Source organism: Arthrobacter sp. R4-81 (assembly GCF_054792365.1).
Window position 1 is genome coordinate 176,609 of sequence record NZ_CP096445.1, and the last position, 19,042, is coordinate 195,650.

A 19,042-nucleotide genomic window follows, 5' to 3' on the forward strand; every position below is an offset into this window, starting at 1 on the left:
GGGGCCCACTGACTTAAAAAGCTTTCCTGGTCTGTGGGAATGGTCATACTGAAGGGCGGGCGAATGCCCGCCCTTCAGTATGACAACAGCCAGTCACCCTGAGGCGCCGGCCGTAGGCCCGCACCCGATCTTCGGATTCACCCGACCTTCGCGAGGACCTCGCCGCTTCCGACAGCGGTGCCCGCCTCCTGCGGCCCTCTCGCCACAATCCCTGCACGGTGGGCAACAACAGTGGTTTCCATTTTCATGGCCTCCAGAACGGCCACCGGCTGACCGGCTTCCACGGCATCACCAGTCTCCACCAGCCACTTCACCAGCGAGCCGGACATGGGCGAGGTGAGACTGGCGTCGTCGACTCCCAGGGAACGAGCCGCGGAAGGAGCCGCACCGGAACCACCGCCCCCGCTGAGGAGTGCCTCATAGAGCCTGGCGGGCAACCCAAGCTGCACTGCTTTGCCGTCCAGCTCCACCGTAATCGTGCTGCGGGCGGCGTCGCGCGCGGTACGGGCGATCTCCGGTGAGGCTGCAAGGGTTTCGGCGAATTCGTTCTCGATCCAGGTTGTGTGGACCCCCAGTCGCTCTTCCGCAATGAAGTCGGGGTGACGCACTACGGCACGGTGAAACGGCAACACTGTGGGCAGCCCCTTGATCTGCATCTCATCGAGGGCGGCCCGTGCCCGGCGCAGTGCCTGGGGACGGTCCTCGCCGTAGACGATCAGTTTTGCCATCAGCGAGTCGTAGTCGCCGGGTACCACGGATCCGGAACGGACTCCGGAATCAACCCGGATGCCGGGGCCTGTCGGTGGCTCGAAGATGTCCACGGTTCCCGGTCCGGGCAGGAATCCTCGCGCGGGATCTTCAGCATTAAGCCTGAATTCAAAAGCATGTCCACTGGGTTCCGGATCTTCGGTGAAAGGCAGGACTCCTCCTGAAGCTATGCGGAACTGTTCGCGAACCAGGTCCACGCCCGATGTTTCCTCTGTCACGGGATGCTCCACTTGAAGCCTGGTGTTCACCTCCAGGAAGGAGATGATACCGTCCTTACCCACGAGATACTCGACCGTTCCGGCGCCGTGATAGTTGGCCTCCCGGCAAATTGCCTTGGCGGAGGCGTGGATCTGGGCGCGCTGCTCCTCCGTTAGGAACGGGGCAGGGGCCTCCTCCACGAGCTTCTGGTTGCGGCGTTGCAGTGAGCAGTCGCGCGTCCCTAGCACCACCACGTTGCCGTGGATGTCCGCCAGGACCTGCGCTTCAACGTGCCGGGGCTGGTCAAGGAAGCGCTCCACGAAGCACTCCCCCCTCCCAAACGCCACCGTGGATTCACGGACAGCGGATTCGAAGGCGTCCTCAATGTCCTCAAGGCGCCTTGCTACCTTCAGTCCACGGCCGCCGCCGCCAAACGCTGCCTTGATGGCCACCGGGAGGCCGTATTCCTGGGCGAACGCCAGCACCTCGCCTGCGTTCGCCACCGGACCGTCACTGCCTGGTACCAAGGGGGCGCCCGCCCGCACAGCGATGTCGCGGGCCGTTACTTTATTGCCCAATTCGCGGATGGACTGCGGCGTGGGGCCAATCCAGGTCAACCCCGCGTCCATCACGGCCTGGGCGAAGTCGGCATTCTCGGAAAGGAACCCGTAACCAGGGTGGACGGCGTCGGCCGCGGCGCGGCGTGCCACGCCGATCAGTTTGGTCATATCAAGGTATGTCTCGGCACCCGAGGTCCCGTTGAGGGCATAGGCCTCGTCCGCCAACCGCACGTGGAGGGCATCGGCGTCGGGATCTGAATAGACGGCAACAGACTGAAGGCCGGCGTCAGAGCAGGCACGGGCAATTCGCACGGCAATCTCGCCGCGGTTGGCGATCAGGACCTTTTTCATGACGGGATTCCTTCGGAAATTACGCCGCTCACGGCGGGTGCAGGGTGATGAAGCGGTACGGCTGACACAAGGGGTTCCAGTGTGGAGGGGTCCACCACGGTGAAGCGGACCCGGTGGCCTGGCGGCAGCTGTGCCGCCGTCGGAAGGTCTTCAGGGACGACGACGGCGATCACCGGATAGCCGCCCGTCACAGGATGATCGGCGAGGAAAAGAACAGGATTGCCGCTGGGCGGAACCTGAAGGGCGCCTGCCACCGCGCCTTCGCTGGCCAGCTCCCCCTCGCGATTGCGGACCAGGGATTCACCTGTGTCGCCATCAGGAACAAGACGGACGCCGATCCGGTTCGACTGCTCCGTCACGTGCCATTCCTGGCCTGAAAGACTCCCCAATGCCTGTTCCGTGAACCAGTCATCGCGCGGACCGAAGGTGATCCGGAGCTCAGCGGTCACTGACCCTGCCCGGAGGGTGGAGGCTTCCGGATGGCCCACTGGGCGGACACCCTCAACCTGGGCCACCGGCAGTTCGATTCCCGAGACCAGCGGCGGCGGGCCAACCCCGGACATCGAGTCAGTGGACCGGCTGCCGAGCACGGGCGGAACAGCAAAACCGCCGCGGGCCGCCAGGTAACAACGCAGCCCAGAGGATGGGGCACCAAGGGTGAGGCTTTCGCCGTCGAGCAAAGCAAAGGGAGCGCAGCCGATGGGGCGACGCAAGGCAGCACCATCGGCCGAGCGGATCTCGAGCGGTGCCTTGGCGCCTGCCACCGCCAGTACCTGGTCGCCCTTTGCCCGCACAGTGAGTCCGCCGAGGAGGTTCTCGACGACGGCGGCGCCGGGCTCGTTCCCTACCAGCCTGTTGGCCTGGCGGGCTGATTGCTGGTCGGCCGCCCCGGATGCCGACACGCCAAGGTCGCCAAGTCCCGGCCGGCCCAAATCCTGCAACAGCGACTGCAACCCGGACGACTCCACAGCCAGGCCATACATCAACTCATTCTGTACCACGCTCTTTGTCGCCTCGGCGCCCAAAGCGCGCGTGCGTGCCGGGCTCGCCTTGGCAGCTCCCACTGCCACATAACGGACCTTGTCTCCCGGGCGGATTAGGGCTGGCTGCTCCCGGCCGAGGTCCCAGAGAACCGCCGACGTGCGTCCGATCAGCTGCCACCCGCCCGGCGATTGCCGAGGATACACGGCTGAGAACTCGCCGCCCAGGGCCACGGCTCCGGCGGGAACGGCTGTGCGGGGTGAAGTCCTGCGCGGGACTGTGAGGCTGCTGTTTTCGCCCACGAGGTAGGTGAAGCCCGGGGCGAAGCCGCCGAAAGCCGCGGTCCAGACCTGGCTGGTGTGGGCGGTTACGACGCCGTCGGCCCCAAGTCCCGTGAGCCTGCCCACCTCGGCGAGATCCTCGCCGTCGTACACCACCTCAATGGTGACCTCGCGTCCGCCTTCGTGGCGCAGCACGTCCACGTCAAAATCGCCCACGACGGCGCGCGCTGCAAGCGCCTGCGGGTGGGTTGCGAATTTCACCAGCACGGTAGCTGCGGCAGCGACGGCGTCGAGCTGGCCGGGGAACGGCTCCGCCTGCAGCTGGTGATGGAAAGCCAGCACGGACGCGAGATCGGTCAGTTCTACCAGCAACGCCCTCGGGCCGGCCCAGCGGATTCCGATAATGCTCATGCAAAGCTCCGGACCGTGACGCCTGCGGCTTCCAGTCCGGCACGAACGGCACCGGCCATCGCTACGGCGCCAGCTGTGTCACCGTGAACGCAGATGCTGTCGGCCCGCACGTCAAGGGTGGACCCGTCCCGCGCCATGATCTTGCCCTCAATTGCGAGCCGGACCATATTCCCGGTGATCACATCGTTGTTGTGCAGCACCGCACCCTCTTCCCGGCGGGACACCAGCGTGCCGTCGGGATTGTAGGCGCGGTCCGCAAAAGCCTCCGAGAGGGCACGCAGGCCGCGTGATTCTGCCTGGCGCAAGGCCACCGAGCCGGGGAGTAGCAGCAGCGGGAGCCCGGGGCTGAAGGCATGGACGGCGTCTACCACAGCTTGGGCGTGGACCTCGTGATGGACGATCGTGTTGTACAGAGCACCATGGGGTTTGACGTACTTAACGTCCGAGCCTGCTGCCCTGGCCAGGGCCTGCAGGGCTCCCAGCTGGTACAGGACGTCGTCCGCGAGTTCCGTGGCAGAGCAGTCCAGGAATCGTCGGCCAAAACCCGCCAGGTCGCGGTACCCCACATGGGCTCCGATGGTGACGCCCGCGGCGACGGCGTCGCGACAGGTCTGCGCAATAGTGCTCGGGTCACCTGCGTGGAAACCGCAGGCCACGTTGGCACTGGAAACATGGCGGAAAACGGCGGCGTCGTCGCCCATGGTCCAGTTGCCGAAGGACTCTCCGACGTCGCTGTTCAGATCAATGAAAGGCATTGTGACCCTCGTCTCAGGTTGGCTACTCAACCATCATGCCTGATTTTTCTAGATTGTTCAACAATCTTTGATGAGGTCCGTGAAACGTGGGAAGGAGCCGTCCGTTTCAGTCCTGATGCAGCTGTACGTAGTTTCCGCAGCCGTCATCCAGCACAACTGAAATTCCAGTGGCACCGTCGGTCGGCTCAGACTGGAAAATTACGCCCTGCGCGGAGAGCCGCTTGTACTCAGCCCAGACATCCGTAACGCCCAGGACTATGGCAGGCATCCCTGAATCGTGCAGGCCGTTCATGTATGCAGCGCCAATGGGATTGCCGCTGGGTTCCAGCAGGAGGCCTACTCCTCCCTTGCCGGAATCCCCGCTGCTGTCCGGGTCCTTGACAATGTAGAGGTTGTATTCAGGCATTGCCATCATCGTTTCGAAACCCAGAATGCGGGTTTAAAACTCGCGGGCCGCTGCCGGGTCCTTCACATGGATGCTGCACATTTTCAGTCGCATGGTGCCAAGGCTACGCCCGCCTGCAGGCCTGTGAACGCGGAGCAACACGCGGGGACCTGAAACTCGCTCCGACCTGGCCCGCGCTCCCCCCACCATCTAGAGAGGGTTTCCCTTTAGGTAGGAGTTCCAGAGTTGGGCATCCGCGGCCAGAGCCGGGATGCCCAACAGGGATTTACTTTTGCCGTTTTCCCCTTGGGGGGTCTACTTTGCGAGGAAGGCGAGCAGAGCCTCGTTCACTTCCTCAGCATGGGTCCACAGAAGTCCGTGCGGAGCTCCCTCGATCTCCACGTAGTCGGCTGTGGGCAGAGCCTTGTAAAAGGGCCGCCCGGTAGCGTCGATGGGGAGGATGTTGTCCGCGGTTCCATGCAGAATGAGCGCGGGAACGTCGATCTTCGGAATGTCCGCCCTGAAATCCGTGGTCCAGGTGGGCACAGCAGCACTCGAGGCGTACCAGGAAGCGCCGGCAGCGACATTCCAGCTGTTGCGCAGGGCCTCCTCGGAGAGCCTGCTTCCCAGGTTCTCTTCCGTGTTGTAGAAGTTCTTGTAGAAGTCGGAGAAGTAGGCGTAGCGGTCGGTGGTGACGGCGTCGAGTATTCCGTCGAAGACCTCCTGCGGGACGCCTTCGGGGTTGTCTTCTGTCAGCAGGAGGAACGGTTCCAAAGACGCGAGGAAAGCTGCTTTGGCAATACGTCCGGAGCCATACGTGCCCAGGTAGCGCCCCACCTCGCCTGTCCCCATTGAGAAGCCCACCAGGACGGCGTCGCGGAGGTCGAGGGTTTCGAGCAGGACGTTCAGATCGGCTGCGAAGGTGTCGTAGTCGTATCCGGCGGTGGGCTGGCTTGAGCGCCCGAAACCCCGGCGGTCATAGGTGATGACCCGGTAGCCGGCGTTGAGCAAGGCCGCGCTCTGCTTCTCCCAAGAATGGCCATCCAGAGGGTAACCGTGGATGAGCACCACAGGCTGGCCGGCGCCATGGTCCTCGTAGTACAGCTCGATGTCAGTGCTGTTTTCTGTTCCAACCGTAATGAAAGCCATGGGCTGATCCTTTCGATTGCAGAGAACGAGCGTTCTCTGGTGGCATGAACTACTATAGAGAACGATCGTTATCCGCGCAAGTCAAACTGAAGAAGTGAGGAGATCCGGTGGCAAATGTGAGTGCACCCCTGACGAGGGGGTCTTCCGGGTCGCCTGATGATGATGCCGTGCGTGAGGCAGCTCTTGAAGCGGCGGACCGACTGTTTTACGCCAAAGGCGTCCAAGGCGTCGGGATGGATGAGCTTCGTAGCGCGTCCGGAATCTCGCTCAAGCGGCTCTACCGGCTGTTTCCGTCAAAGGACGCGATCGTTGAACAGGTCCTGCTGGGCCGTCACCGAAAATGGACGGAGGGAGTGGCAACAGCTGTAGCCCGCGAGATCCAACCCCGTGAGCGGCTCCTGGCCATCTACGACTTCCTCGCCTCCTGGTTCACCGAGGAGGACTTTCGGGGGTGCGCCTTCATCAACTCCTTCGGTGAGCTTGGAGGCACATCTCCGCGCGTCGCTGAGATCGTACGAAGCCACAAGGATGACTTCCAGAAGTACCTTTCAACGCTCACGGCCGAGATCGGCGCGCCGCCTTTTTTGGCGCCGCAGCTCGCCATCCTGGCCGAAGGGGCGCAGACCACTGCGGCGATCTCCGGCAGTGCCGAGCCGGCCAGGCAAGCCCGCGCGGCTGCCGAAGTACTGATCGACTCGGCACTGTCACACCGATAACGCCGGAGATGGCACCGCCAGTGACCACTATGCCGGAACGGTGACTTTCCCGGCGCCGGCCAGCGGAAGGTCACCGCCTCCGGTCGCCTCCACAATCCGCGCAGCCGTCAACTGCCCCATCCGAACGGCTCCATCAACATGCTGGTAACCCTCGGCGGCGAGGTCGGAAGAGGACCAGAAGATCGGCCCAACGGGGGCATGCTGATCCTTGCCATAACGATGCAACCCGCCGAGGTCGTAGCTTGAGGCGTAAGCGCCCCGCGTCCACTCCTCCGAGCCCCAATCTGATTCGTAGTACACCTCCGGCTCAAGTGCCTTGTCACCAAGGAACCCGGCAATGGATTCCAGAACTGCCCGACGGCGGTGCTCTTCGTCCAGTTCGAAGACGGCGTCCGCCTTTTCATCAGAAATGAAGCCAACCAGTGTGCCGCGGGTATCCCCGTAGTTGGTGTTGTCGTAGACCTCCTGCACCAGGGAACTGGCGCTAAAGCATGTTCCGGACAGCCCTTCGTCACGCCAGAAGGGGGTCGAATACACGGCGTGGACCTTGATGACCAGGCCCAAAGACTGGTGCTGGTGCATCTGGTGCTGCCGGCGAGGGAGCGGCGGATTGAAGGAGACGCGGGAGTACAGGTTTGGCGGCACCGCCATAATCACAAAGCGCGCCCTGACCGTGGCGCGCTCGGAAAGAACTGTCACGCGGTGATCGGGGATTTCGCGGGCCGCGGTTCCGGCTTTGCTGTCTACTGCCCAGCTGATCGTGCGAACAGGACTGTTAAGTACGACGTCGTCACCCAGTTCCGCTGCCTGCAACAGGGAGACCTGTTGCATCCCGCCGACAACCCGCTTGTCGAGGATGAAGTCCTCGTCGGTCAAATGACTGAAAGACCCTGCGGACGCTGCCATCAGGACAGCTTGGAGTGCTGAAAAGGCGTGGGCAGGTTTGGTGAGCATTCCGCCGGCGATGTACAGCCCGATATTGTTGCAGGCCTCCTCGTCGGAAGAATGGAGGCGAAGCCAATGATGGAACGAGATGGTGTCGAGTTCGCGTGCCTTCGGATGGGCCCAGGGCTCTTTTGCTCCGATCTCTGCTGCGAGCCCGTCCAGCAGGGCAATCAGCTTGTCCATTTCCGCTGCTGTTGCTTCACCAACGGGAAAGGATCCACCCGAGTACCGGTGGTGTTTTCCGTCGTCACCGACGTAGATGGAATCGCCGCTCCTGTAACGGGAATAGAGGGAAAGGCCCAGCTCGTCCAGCAGCTCCATAAGAGCCGACTGGTCCGGAGAAACCCATTGTCCGCCGATTTCCAGCATGGCTCCATCAACTGTGTCGGTCCAGGTGCGGCCGCCCACACGGTCCCTGGCTTCCAGCACAGCGACGCTGAGGCCGGCTTTTTTCAGTTCACGGGCTGCGGTAAGCCCCGATGGTCCCGCGCCCACGACGACGACGTCGCGATCAAGTTCCAGCATGATGTCCCTTTCTATGGCCGCAAGGTGATGCGTACCACTAAATGAATGCCATTCATTTATATGAAACTATAGCGCGTTCCGGGGTGCCCGGGAAGGGAGCGGTGGAATAATGCTGGGAAACCCATCTGAGAAAGGTCTGTAAATGCCGGCATCCACGCGCGCCTCCGGAGAGGCTCCCCTCCGGGCAGAAGCGGAGCGCCGCAGGGCCGGACGCCCGTCGTCGGCAGTTTTGGACAAGGCGGGAATTACGGCTGCGGCTCTGAAGCTGATCGAAAAAAGCGGCTACGACGGCCTGACTATGGCAGCTCTGGCTCGCTCACTGAACGTTGCACCCTCCGCCCTTTATAACCACGTCACCTCCAAAGACGACGTACTCCTGCTTGTGGAGGATCACCTTGCTGCCCTGGTGGATGTCTCATCTTTCGGCAGGGAACCATGGGACGAGGCCGTGCGGCAATGGGCGTGGAGCTACCGCGACGTTTTCGCCCAACACACGCCCCTGATTCCTGTCATCGCGGTACTCCCGGTCACGGACGCTCCCCAGACTCTGGCCATGTACGAGACAGTAAGCGCGGGGTTTAGCGACGCAGGCTTTCCAGCGGAACAGATCATCCCGGCCATCGTGGCTTTGGAATCGTTCATCTTCGGCTCCGCCTACGACGTCACAGCCCCCGCAGACATCTTCGATCCGGGGGACATGGCGGGCAGCACTCCAAATTTCAGCGGTGCCGTGGAGAGCCTGGCCCGGTTGGGCCATGAAAGGCCAGCGGATGTCGCCTTCACCCTGGGTCTCGATGCGCTGATCACCGGCTTTGGAGCGCTGCGTCAGCATTAAGCGTGAATAGCGTAAAAAACCAACTCCCGGGAAGCTTATAGTACAAGTAAAAAGCTTGTATTATAAGTTCCAGGCAATGCCGCCTGGCATTCAGCGCAAAGGGAGAACTATGAGCAGCATCGATCTCATCCGTCACGTCAAACTTTCGACGGCCCGCCTGCCTCTGGCTGTGCCGATCAGTGACGCCAAGGTATTCACCGGTCGCCAGAAGCCGATGACGGAAGTGGTTTTCCTCTTCACCGAAGTGCTGACCGAACAAGGCCACACCGGCTTCGGCTTCAGCTACTCCAAGCGTGCCGGAGGCCCCGCCCAGTATGCACATGCCAAGGAAGTCGTGGAGGGAGTCCTCGGTGAGGATCCCAACGACATCGGCAAGATCTATACCAAGCTGCTCTGGGCCGGCGCTTCGGTAGGCCGTTCCGGAGTTGCCACTCAAGCACTGGCGGCAATCGACGTCGCACTTTATGACCTCAAGGCCAAGCGGGCAGGATTGCCGCTTGCCAAATTACTGGGTTCCTACCGTGACTCGGTGCGGACCTACAACACCTCAGGAGGATTCCTCAACGCCACACTGGAAGAGGTCAAGTCCAGGGCATCGCAGTGCCTTGAGGAAGGAATCGGAGGTATCAAAATCAAGGTCGGCCTGCCCGATTCTGCAGAGGACCTGCGGCGTGTTGCGGGAGTCCGGGAACACATAGGCTGGGAGGTCCCGCTGATGGTCGATGCCAACCAGCAATGGGACCGCGGCACGGCCCTGCGGATGGGCAGGCGGCTCGAGGAATTCGACCTCATCTGGATCGAAGAACCCTTGGATGCGTACGACTTCGACGGCCATGCCCAACTCGCCCAGGCCTTGGACACGCCCATCGCCACAGGGGAGATGCTGGCCTCGGTGGCTGAGCATAAAGCACTGATGACCGCCAACGGCTGTGACATCATCCAACCCGATGCTCCCCGGGTAGGCGGTATCACCCAGTTCCTCCGCCTCGCCGCCCTCGCAGACGAACGGGGACTTGGACTTGCCCCGCACTTTGCCATGGAGATCCACCTCCACCTGGCCGCGGCCTATCCGACTGAGCCCTGGGTTGAACACTTCGACTGGCTGGATCCGCTCTTCAACGAACGGCTTGAAACCAAAAATGGCAGGATGCTGGTCCCCGACCGCCCCGGCCTTGGGGTGACCCTCAGCGATCAGGCACGTGCCTGGACCACCGATTCGGTGGAAGTTGGCGCGTAATCTTGGGGGCATGAGCCGAAACCTGACCGCCGACCTCGCAGCAGACCTGCGGAACCGCATTGTTGAGGGGACAATCCAGCCCGGAGAAAAACTGCCGAGCGAAAACACCTTGATCAGCGAGTTCGGTGTGAGCAGGACGGTGGTCCGGTCCGCCCTGACCCGGCTCCAGGCTGAGGGACTGGTGGAGACTGAACGCGGGCGCGGCAGTTTTGTCCTGACGCCCCCGATGGCCGGCCAAGCTGCCATACCCGGAACCCGGCCTGTGGCTACGTTGGAAGACCGGTTGCACCTAATCGAGTTCCGCATGGGGGTAGAAGGTGAAAGTGCGGCCCTTGCAGCCAAGAACCGCAGTGAGCGTCAGTTGAAGGCTGTTCAGGCTTCGCTCGAAGAATTCATGTCCAATTCAGACCACCCCGCTCATGCCATGAAATCCGACTACGGCTTCCATCGGGCAATTGCAGCCGCAACGGGCAATCCTTACTACTCCGAGTGCTTGGCCAACCTGGGTCAGACCATGATCGCCATGCCGCGAACAAGGCTCATCACTGCAGCCGAGGACTACGCCCGTGACCACTTCGAACAAGTGACACAGGAGCACAGGTCCATCTATGCCGCCATCGCGGAACAGGATGAGCCGGCTGCCGCGGCGGCCATGCGCAACCACCTGGTGAATTCGCGACGCCGGCTGATCGCGGCCCAGCGGGGTGGCTCCGACTGACTGCGCAGCCCCGGCCGACTGATTCCAAAAGCAAAACCCGATTCCGAATCAGGCTTAAAGAAAAGAACCCCGGTCCTAAGACCGGGGTTCTTAATTTGCGTGCGCGAGGGGGGATTTGAACCCCCACGCCCTTTCGGACACTGGCACCTGAAGCCAGCGCGTCTGCCGTTCCGCCACTCGCGCGCAACTTCTTTTAGCTGTTGACCGTCCAACATCAGGACCATCACCTGCGTAAAAGCAGCGAGATCAAGCATAACGGACAATCACGGTAAAACGCGAATCGCCCATACACGGGTCAGTAGGGCACCAAGCTACCGCACCGCCGTCGAAAGTGCCGCGCCCTGGTGTGCAGGACCCTGCACAGGCGGACGGAACGAACTATTCTTGCGGGGTGGACGTTGTCCATTAAGGCCATTCACAGTGGTGCCCAGTAGTATCTGATGTAGGAGTGGCTGCGCCCTGCACGCCCTCCGGGTATGAACTTGTGTCTGATCAACTTGTGTTCGAAAGCGTTAGCTGCACGGCAGCCGTGAGGAAAGGAGAGGGACCATGGGATTGCTGGACAAAGTCGAGCGCGGCATTGAAAAGGCCGTCCGCGGCGTCTTCTCCACCGGTTCCCGCGCGCAAGTGGAGCCTGTGGAAATCGCGAGCCGCCTGCGCCGCGAAGTCGACCACAAGGCCATCACCATTGCCGCCGGACGAACCCTCGCCCCCAACGTTTTTGACGTCAGGCTTAGCGACGAGGACTTCGTCAGGGCCCAGGAATGGGGCACTCCGCTCGCGGAAGAGCTCTGTGATGTTGTCATCGCCCACGTTCGGAGCCAGGGGTATACGCTCCAGGGTCCAGTGCGGATCTCCTTCCAGCGCGACGACGTCCTCCGTGCGGGAGACTTCGAAATCGGCTCCAGGACGGAGAAGTCCACGGGTGCGCCGTCAGCGCCGCCCGCTCCGCGCAGCAACCTTCCGGCAGCTCCGGCGCGTCAGCCAGTACGGATGCAGCCTGTCCTGGACATCGACGGCCAGCGCTATTCACTCAATGCAGCATCGATTGTTCTGGGCCGTTCGTCGGAAGCCGATATCCTCATCGATGACACAGGCGTTTCCCGACGCCATCTTGAGGTCCGCACCGCCAAGGGAATCACGGAAGCTGTGGACCTCGGGTCCACCAACGGCAGTTACGTCAACGGACACAAGGTGGCAGGTAGCGTGGAACTGACCGACGGCTCAACCATCACGATGGGACGGACCAAAATTGTCTTTCGCCTCCTGCCCGCCAACACCGGTGGTCGCGCGTGAATGATGTTAGTGACCTGACCATCACAGTTCTTCGCTTCGGCTTCCTTCTGCTGCTCTGGGTCCTGATCTTCAGCATTGTTGCCGCCATGCGCCGTGATCTGATGATCGGCAAGAAAGCGGCAACAGGTGTACCCACAGCGCGCCAGATGCGGCGCAATCCCAATCTGGCAGAAGCTGCGCCTCCCCCCGTAAGGCAGCAGGCACGGCAACTGGTGGTTACTGAAGGACCGCTCAAGGGACGCACCATTCCTCTCGCGGCCAGCCCTATTCTGTTGGGGCGCGCACAGGAAGCAACCCTGGTTCTGGAGGACGACTACGCCTCCGGCCGGCATGCACGGCTGTTCCCGCAAGGCAGCCGCTGGTTCATTGAGGACCTCGGCTCCACGAACGGCACGTATCTGGCTGATCAACAGCTCACCCGGGCCCTTCCGGTTGAGATCGGCGTCCCCGTGAGAATCGGCAAGACGGTTATTGAATTGAGGCCATAGCCATGGCCGCCCCGGACGTCCCCGCGGACAAGGCAGTTGCCTCGAAGCGGCCCCTCATCATGCGCTACGCAGCCCGCTCGCATGTCGGTCGGGTGCGGGCAAAAAACGATGATTCCGCCTATGTGGGGCGCCACCTGGCTGTTGTGGCAGACGGTATGGGTGGCCACGCGGGAGGGGACGTGGCATCTGCGGCGACCGTCCTGGACATGATCCACCTTGACCAGGACACCTATGAGGACGATGCCACCACCGTCCTGGCAGATGAGATCCAGACGGCGAACTCCCTGCTTTCCGAACTCGTCCACATGAATCCAAAGCTCGCCGGTATGGGTACCACCGTCACGGCTTTGCTCCTGGCTGATGGCAAGCTGCACTTTGCCCACATCGGGGATTCCCGTGCGTACAGGCTGCGTGACGGCGTTTTTGAACAGGTCAGCGTCGATCACACTTTCGTCCAACGGCTGATCGACGAAGGCCGCCTGAAGCCCGAAGAGGCAGAAACGCATCCCCACAAGAACGTCCTGATGAGGGTGTTGGGCGACGTTGACGCCAGTCCCGAACTGGATCTTGACGCCTTGGACGTCCAGCCCGGAGAACGTTGGCTGCTCTGCTCTGACGGACTGAACTACGTCGCGGGCCACGTTGTTGAACGAACCGTTCGCGAGACAAAAAGCCTCCGCGAATGCGCCGACACGCTCGTTGATCTCACCCTGGAAGCAGGATCCCCGGACAACGTCACCGTGGTGATGCTCGAAATAGCAGAGGAAACGCTCGACGACGTCAGTACAGCCGCCGTCGAGATCGTCCCGACCGATAACGCCACCACGGAGACCATCACAGCCACTGTTGCCGAGGATTTTGCGCCGTCGCCGGCCGTCGGATCCGCACCTGCAAACCCGGGTTCCACCCGCGCCGTCGTCCCGGACCGCGACGGTGCCGACGCCGACGCGCCTCCTCCTTCAGACGGACCGGCTGCAGGCAAGGAAGCTAACGGGGACGATGAGTCAGGGACGAGCACTGATCCCAACCTCGGAGAACATCTGTCAGCCGAGGTTCTGAAGGAAGAGCTGGCCAGCAGGCCGCATGAACTCGTGGGGGCCGCTGCCACTGCGGCTGAAACGGGATCCATTCCCTCCATTGCAGGACGCACTGTTGCCCGCCGCGCTGCCACCGTCCTCACTCATAAGTCTGACCAGACACGCGACGACTACGAGGACTACCGCTCGTCACTTCGGCCGCGGCGTTGGCTCAGCATGGCCGTGGCAGTGGTTGTCCTGCTTCTGCTGGGCGTTGGCCTCTGGCTCGGATACGCCTGGACTCAAACCCGCTACTACATCGGGGAGTACGACCAGCGCGTAGCCATCTACAACGGCGTCTCCCAGCGCCTTGGTCCCATCCAACTCTCCACCCTCGAAGCGGTAACCGAGATCCCAGTGTCCTCCCTGCCTGAATTTTCCCAACAGCGCGTCCGCCAGACTGTACCTGCGCGTGACCTCTATGATGCCCAGCGGATCGTGAAGAACCTCCAGGAAACCGGGACCACTTCACCTTCCGAAGCGTGCCCTTCACCCTCAGCAGGCGCAGCGCCTTCAGGTACTGCAGGCGCAGCGAGCCCCGCCCCGAGCCCCACCGGGACCCCGGCACCCTCGCCGGCGCGTACACCTTCCCCCTCTGTTTCACCGGGACAGAACAACCAGAACTGCGAGGTGGTGAAATGACGCAAACAGATGGCGCCCCCAAGCCCCGCCGCAACATCGAACTTCTGCTGTTGCTTCTGGCCTTGGCCGTTGGAATCAGCGCTAACGCCCTCGTGGGCGTGGATCAGGAAAAGGCGTTCGACACCGATTTCTGGTTCCAGTCAAGCCTGTTAGCCGTAGCGGCTCTGGTTTTTCATGTCGTTCTCCGGATTCGGGCAAAATATGCCGACCCAGTAATACTTCCGCTGGTGGTTGCGCTGAACGGCCTTGGCCTTGCCATGATTCACCGTTTGGACGGCCCGGATGATGACACGGGAAACAACCAATTGCGCTGGACCCTGATCGCCATGGCCGTTGCCATCGCCGTCATCTGGTTCCTCAAAGACCACCGCGTCCTGCGACGTTTTACCTACATTTCGCTTGCGGTGAGCGCCTTGCTGCTTGTCCTTCCCCTGATCCCCGGCATCTCCGCGGGAGAGATCCTCGGCGCCCGGGTCTGGATCCGTTTGGGACCGATGACGTTCCAGCCCGGTGAGATCGCCAAGATAACGCTGGCCATATTTTTCGCCGGCTATCTTTCCTCCAACAGGGACCTCATTCTCTTGGCCGGCCGCAAAATCGGTCCCTTGCAGTTCCCCCGCTTCAAGGACATGGGACCAATGATCACGGCTTGGCTGGTCAGCATCGGTGTGCTGATTTTCCAGCGGGACCTTGGTTCCTCGGTGCTGTTCTTCGGGCTTTTCATCGTCATGATCTACGTGGCGACCAGCCGCATCAGCTGGGTAGTAATCGGTGTGGGACTGCTCCTGGGCGGCGGGTTTGTCGCCTCCAATGTCTTCTCGCACGTGGGCCTCCGCATTAACGGCTGGCTGAACGCTTTCACAGATGAGGTCTACGGCCGGACATTCGGCGGGAGCTATCAGATCGTCGAGGGCCTCTTCGGGATGGCCAGTGGCGGGTTGGTTGGCACAGGGCTGGGGCAGGGCCGGCCCAATATGGTGCCCTTCGCCAACAGCGACATGATCATTGCTTCTTTCGGTGAGGAGCTGGGACTGTTTGGGCTGTTTGCCATCGTCATGATGTTCCTGTTGCTCTTCACCCGCGGTTTCCGTGCCGCTCTGGGAACCCGTGACGCTTTCGGGAAACTGCTGGCGTGCGGGTTGTCATTCGCCATTGCCCTGCAGTGTTTCGTGGTTATCGGAGGCGTCACCCGGCTCATACCGCTGACCGGACTCACCACTCCGTTCCTGGCGGCAGGCGGTTCCTCCCTGCTCGCCAACTGGATCATTGTGGGCCTGCTCCTGATGATCTCCCACGCCGCGCGGGGCCCGGTGGACACCACCCCCCTTCCTCCGGGCACGGAAACCGACAACAGGCAGGCTGTTCCAGCGATTCCCGGGCAACCCGTGTCCCCTGCGCCGCGGAGGACCCCGCAAATCCGGACTGACTCCCAGACTGAGGCGGTGAAACAACTGTGAACCAGGCCATTCGACACTCATGGATCGCAGCAATCGCGATGTTCGCCCTCATTTTCGGCGCCATCAGCTTTGTCCAGGTAATTGGGGCAGACGAGCTCAAGGCAAACCCCTGGAACCGCCGGGCCCTCATCCAGAACTACTGCAACGACCGCGGTGCCATCATCGTCGCCGGTACACCCGTTGCCCAGTCCGTCCCGGGTTCAGACTCCTGCAAATTCCAGCGGACCTACACCCAGCCGGAACTTTACGCCGGAATCACAGGCTTCTTCTCCAAGGAATTCGGTGTTTCCGGGTTGGAGAAAACAATGGACGAGCAGCTCACCGGCAGCTCGGACCAGCTCTTCCTGGATAGGATCGGTCAGCTCTTCTTGGGAAACCAGCCAAAGGGAGCCTCGGTGGAACTTACCCTTGACCCCGAAATCCAAAAACTGGCCTACGACCTCATCCCCGACGGTCAGCGCGGTTCCATCGTTGTGACCAACCCGAAGACGGGAGACATCATTGCCATGGTTTCCAAGCCTTCGTACGACCCCAACCTCGTTGCCACCCAGGACGAAGGTGCGGCAAAAGCGAACATCAACGAGCTCAACAAGGTCCCAGGGATCAACCTGAACCAGAACGTCAGCGGCCCCACTGGAGCCGAGCTCGCTCCGGGATCGGTGTTCAAGCTCGTAGACACCGCAGCCGCCCTCAGTTCCGGGAAGTACAACAAGGACAGTGTGCTCCCAAACCCGGCCGAACTCTCGTTTCCGGGCATCCAGTATCGGCTGCCCAACTACGCCGGCGGTAACTGCTATACGCAGAACACTGCCAGCTTCGCGTTCGCCCTCCAGCAGTCCTGCAATACTCCCTTTGCCAGTATTGCGCTCGATCTCGGCCGTGATGCCATCGCCAACCAGGCCCAAAAATTCGGCTTCGGTGAGGAACTGGGCGATCAATTGAAGCTCGATTATGCCAAGCCTGGCTTCCCCACGGACCTGGACGGCCCCGGGCTGGCCCAGTCTTCCATCGGGCAACGGGACGTAAAGGCCACTCCGCTGCAGGTCGCGCTGATGACCTCGGCAATTGCCAACGGCGGTGTTCAGATGAAGCCCAATCTCATCAAAACCCTCCGCTCACCGGATCTCCGGATTATCGACGAGCCGAAACCAGAGGTCCTTCGCACCTCTACTACGCCCGAAATCTCGCGCCAGATTACACAGTGGATGACCAGTGTGGTCAGTGACGGCATTGCACGGGGCGCTGCAGTTCCCGGTGTGCAGGTAGCCGGCAAAACCGGCACCGCGGAGCTCGGTACCGATGGCTTGAACAACTCATGGTTTACCGGGTTCGCCCCGGCCAACGACCCGCAGGTGGCAGTCACCATCGTCATGCAAGACGTGGACATCACTACCGGCGCACAGCTAACCAGTCCGAATGCAAAGAAGATTTTTGAGGCGGTGTTGAATAAGTGAGGCCTACAACGGGAATCACCCTCGGCGGGCGGTTCCAGCTGACCACTCGCATAGCGATTGGCGGCATGGGAGAGGTCTGGAAAGCCAAAGACCTGATCCTTGGCCGCATCGTAGCCATCAAGGTGCTCAAGGAGGAATACACGGGCGACCCCGGGTTCCTCCAGCGGTTCCGTGCCGAGGCACGCCACACAGCCCTCCTGAATCACGTAGGCATCGCCAACGTTTTTGATTACGGTGAGGAAGAAGGTTCCGCCTACCTTGTCATGGAACTGGTACCCGGCCAGCCATTGAGCAGCATTATCGAACATGAGCAGGTGCTCTCACCGGACCGCACCATGTCCATAATTGCCCAGACTGCCCGGGCTCTCGCCGTCGCCCATGACCAGGGCCTGGTGCACCGTGACATCAAGCCAGGAAACCTGCTCATCACCCCGGAGGGCCGGGTCAAGGTTACAGACTTCGGCATCGCTCGCCTGGCCGACCAAGTGCCGCTGACGCAGACGGGCCAGGTGATGGGCACGGCCCAGTACCTTGCCCCTGAGCAAGCCACCGGACAAACAGCTACCGGTTCTTCCGACATCTACTCCCTTGGAGTGATCGGATATGAGTGCCTGACAGGCCACCGCCCCTTCACGGGTGAGTCCCAGATCGCCATTGCCCTGGCCCAGGTGAACGACGCCCCGCCGCCTCTTCCCGAGACCCTTTCGACGCCGGTCCGGGCGCTCCTGATGTCCATGCTCTCCAAAGATCCCAAAAACCGTCCCGCCAATGCCATCAAGCTGGCAGAGGCGGCTGAGGCTATCCGCAACGGCGACATCGCCGCTGCCCACGCCGCCGTGCCCGGAATGCTGCTGTTCGAAGCCACAACCGGCCCCATCACGGCACCCGTGGATATTCCAACGGCACCCACCGGCGTCATTGGATCCAGCGCTGAAAGGAACGGTTCGGCGTCGACCTCCGCGTTGCCCGTTCTCGGCGCGGCTGCCGCCGGCGCAGCGGCAGGAGCCGCAGCCGCCAACGGAGAAGAAGGGGGAGCCCGGAATACCCTCTCGCGCGCGAATGCCCTCGCCGCCGAACGGACGTGGATCCAAGAGGAAGAGGATTACGACGAGCCCGTTGATGAGCCACAGCGTCGCGGACGCAGCCCCTGGACATGGCCTTTGATCGCACTCATCCTGTTGGTCCTTTTCGCGCTCATCGGATTCCTGCTGACGCAATCGGGCCTCTTGTTCCCCCAACCGGCGGCAACCAGTTCTGCCCCGTCGGTCAGTGCACCGACCAACAGCACGCCCACGCCCACCCGGACATCGGCCTCACCGACACCGACTCCCACGCCAACACCAACACAGAGCACTCCGGCTGCCATCAACCTCATTCCGGACGCCTACAAGGGACGTCCGTATGACGAAGTCCGGGCAGAGCTCATCGGCCTTGGGTTGACGGTCAAGGGCGACGAGGTCTTCAACGACGCGGCCCCAGGCACTGTGACGGACATCAATCCGTCAGGACCCGTACAGCCCGGCGAAACCATCACAGTGACGTACTCCAAAGGCCCGGAGATGCTTTCGGTTCCTGCCATCAGCGTCGGCAGCACCGAAACTCAAGTCCAGCAGGCCATTCAGGCTGCCGGGCTGCGGTGGGCCAAGGGTGATGACGTGACCGGCGCTCCAACTCAACCTGCCGGAACATTCGTCAGCTCCGAACCTGAAGCCGGGATGAAGGTACCCGCCGGATCCGTGGTGACCTATCACCTCTCCAAGCCGTTGGGATTGGGTTCCCGTCCGACTACCACCTCACCGGCTCCTTAGGCAGAG

General features: G+C 62.0%; 16 protein-coding genes and 1 tRNA gene. 10 read left to right on the forward strand and 7 right to left on the reverse strand.

What is annotated here, in order from left to right:
* Positions 1-137: 137 nt before the first annotated feature.
* The 5 genes from M1E05_RS00905 to M1E05_RS00925 all read right to left on the reverse strand — a co-directional run bounded on the left by M1E05_RS00905 (position 138) and on the right by M1E05_RS00925 (position 5,839).
* A complete protein-coding gene (locus tag M1E05_RS00905; RefSeq protein ID WP_461164169.1) occupies positions 138-1,877 on the reverse strand; it encodes an acetyl/propionyl/methylcrotonyl-CoA carboxylase subunit alpha in 1,740 nt (579 codons plus the stop codon).
* Entirely contained in the window at positions 1,874-3,550 is a 1,677-nt protein-coding gene (locus M1E05_RS00910; RefSeq protein WP_458112615.1) for a 5-oxoprolinase subunit B/C family protein, read from the reverse strand. Before M1E05_RS00910 ends, M1E05_RS00905 begins: the two co-directional genes overlap by 4 nt.
* Positions 3,547-4,305 (reverse strand): LamB/YcsF family protein, encoded by a 759-nt coding sequence (locus M1E05_RS00915; protein ID WP_458112614.1) that lies wholly within the window; start codon positions 4,303-4,305, stop codon positions 3,547-3,549. Before M1E05_RS00915 ends, M1E05_RS00910 begins: the two co-directional genes overlap by 4 nt.
* A gap of 106 nt (positions 4,306-4,411) precedes the next feature.
* Positions 4,412-4,738, reverse strand: a complete 327-nt coding sequence (locus tag M1E05_RS00920) for a VOC family protein (protein WP_461165308.1) — start codon at positions 4,736-4,738, stop codon at positions 4,412-4,414.
* A 267-nt stretch (positions 4,739-5,005) separates the two neighbouring features.
* Positions 5,006-5,839 carry an alpha/beta fold hydrolase gene (locus M1E05_RS00925; RefSeq protein WP_461164170.1) on the reverse strand — a complete coding sequence of 278 codons (834 nt, stop codon included), beginning with the start codon at positions 5,837-5,839 and terminating at the stop codon, positions 5,006-5,008.
* Between the two features lie 107 nt (positions 5,840-5,946).
* Here M1E05_RS00925 and M1E05_RS00930 point away from each other — a divergent pair, with 107 nt between their 5' ends.
* Positions 5,947-6,555, forward strand: a complete 609-nt coding sequence (locus tag M1E05_RS00930) for a TetR/AcrR family transcriptional regulator (RefSeq protein WP_458112611.1) — start codon at positions 5,947-5,949, stop codon at positions 6,553-6,555.
* A 27-nt stretch (positions 6,556-6,582) separates the two neighbouring features.
* On the opposite strand, the gene M1E05_RS00935 is transcribed toward M1E05_RS00930, so the two are convergent.
* The gene (locus M1E05_RS00935) at positions 6,583-8,025 is read right to left on the reverse strand and encodes a flavin monoamine oxidase family protein (protein WP_461164171.1); all 1,443 of its coding nucleotides are present in this window, start codon (positions 8,023-8,025) and stop codon (positions 6,583-6,585) included.
* A 142-nt stretch (positions 8,026-8,167) separates the two neighbouring features.
* On the opposite strand from M1E05_RS00935, the gene M1E05_RS00940 reads away from it, so the two are divergent.
* The 3 genes from M1E05_RS00940 to M1E05_RS00950 all read left to right on the forward strand — a co-directional run bounded on the left by M1E05_RS00940 (position 8,168) and on the right by M1E05_RS00950 (position 10,815).
* A complete protein-coding gene (locus M1E05_RS00940; RefSeq protein WP_458112609.1) occupies positions 8,168-8,860 on the forward strand; it encodes a TetR/AcrR family transcriptional regulator in 693 nt (230 codons plus the stop codon).
* Between the two features lie 109 nt (positions 8,861-8,969).
* Positions 8,970-10,097: an L-talarate/galactarate dehydratase gene (locus M1E05_RS00945; RefSeq protein ID WP_461164172.1), complete on the forward strand. Its 1,128-nt coding sequence runs from the start codon at positions 8,970-8,972 to the stop codon at positions 10,095-10,097.
* A 10-nt stretch (positions 10,098-10,107) separates the two neighbouring features.
* Positions 10,108-10,815 carry a FadR/GntR family transcriptional regulator gene (locus tag M1E05_RS00950; RefSeq protein ID WP_461164173.1) on the forward strand — a complete coding sequence of 236 codons (708 nt, stop codon included), beginning with the start codon at positions 10,108-10,110 and terminating at the stop codon, positions 10,813-10,815.
* A 100-nt stretch (positions 10,816-10,915) separates the two neighbouring features.
* On the opposite strand, the gene M1E05_RS00955 is transcribed toward M1E05_RS00950, so the two are convergent.
* Positions 10,916-10,998: transfer RNA gene (locus M1E05_RS00955), tRNA-Leu, on the reverse strand.
* A gap of 366 nt (positions 10,999-11,364) precedes the next feature.
* On the opposite strand from M1E05_RS00955, the gene M1E05_RS00960 reads away from it, so the two are divergent.
* From M1E05_RS00960 to M1E05_RS00985, 6 genes are read left to right on the forward strand one after another with little or no spacing between them, the layout of a single operon-like run.
* Positions 11,365-12,111, forward strand: coding sequence for an FhaA domain-containing protein (locus M1E05_RS00960; RefSeq protein WP_458112606.1), 747 nt, complete (start codon positions 11,365-11,367; stop codon positions 12,109-12,111).
* Positions 12,108-12,599 carry an FHA domain-containing protein FhaB/FipA gene (locus tag M1E05_RS00965; RefSeq protein ID WP_458112605.1) on the forward strand — a complete coding sequence of 164 codons (492 nt, stop codon included), beginning with the start codon at positions 12,108-12,110 and terminating at the stop codon, positions 12,597-12,599. Before M1E05_RS00960 ends, M1E05_RS00965 begins: the two co-directional genes overlap by 4 nt.
* Before the next feature lie 2 nt (positions 12,600-12,601).
* On the forward strand, positions 12,602-14,317 hold the full coding sequence (locus M1E05_RS00970) for a PP2C family protein-serine/threonine phosphatase (protein WP_461164174.1): 1,716 nt from the start codon (positions 12,602-12,604) through the stop codon (positions 14,315-14,317).
* Entirely contained in the window at positions 14,314-15,774 is a 1,461-nt protein-coding gene (locus tag M1E05_RS00975; RefSeq protein ID WP_458112603.1) for an FtsW/RodA/SpoVE family cell cycle protein, read from the forward strand. The genes M1E05_RS00970 and M1E05_RS00975 overlap by 4 nt, the downstream gene beginning before the upstream one ends.
* The gene (locus M1E05_RS00980) at positions 15,771-17,228 is read left to right on the forward strand and encodes a peptidoglycan D,D-transpeptidase FtsI family protein (RefSeq protein ID WP_461164175.1); all 1,458 of its coding nucleotides are present in this window, start codon (positions 15,771-15,773) and stop codon (positions 17,226-17,228) included. The genes M1E05_RS00975 and M1E05_RS00980 overlap by 4 nt, the downstream gene beginning before the upstream one ends.
* On the forward strand, positions 17,225-19,036 hold the full coding sequence (locus tag M1E05_RS00985; RefSeq protein WP_461164176.1) for a protein kinase domain-containing protein: 1,812 nt from the start codon (positions 17,225-17,227) through the stop codon (positions 19,034-19,036). The genes M1E05_RS00980 and M1E05_RS00985 overlap by 4 nt, the downstream gene beginning before the upstream one ends.
* The last annotated feature ends 6 nt before the right edge of the window (positions 19,037-19,042 follow it).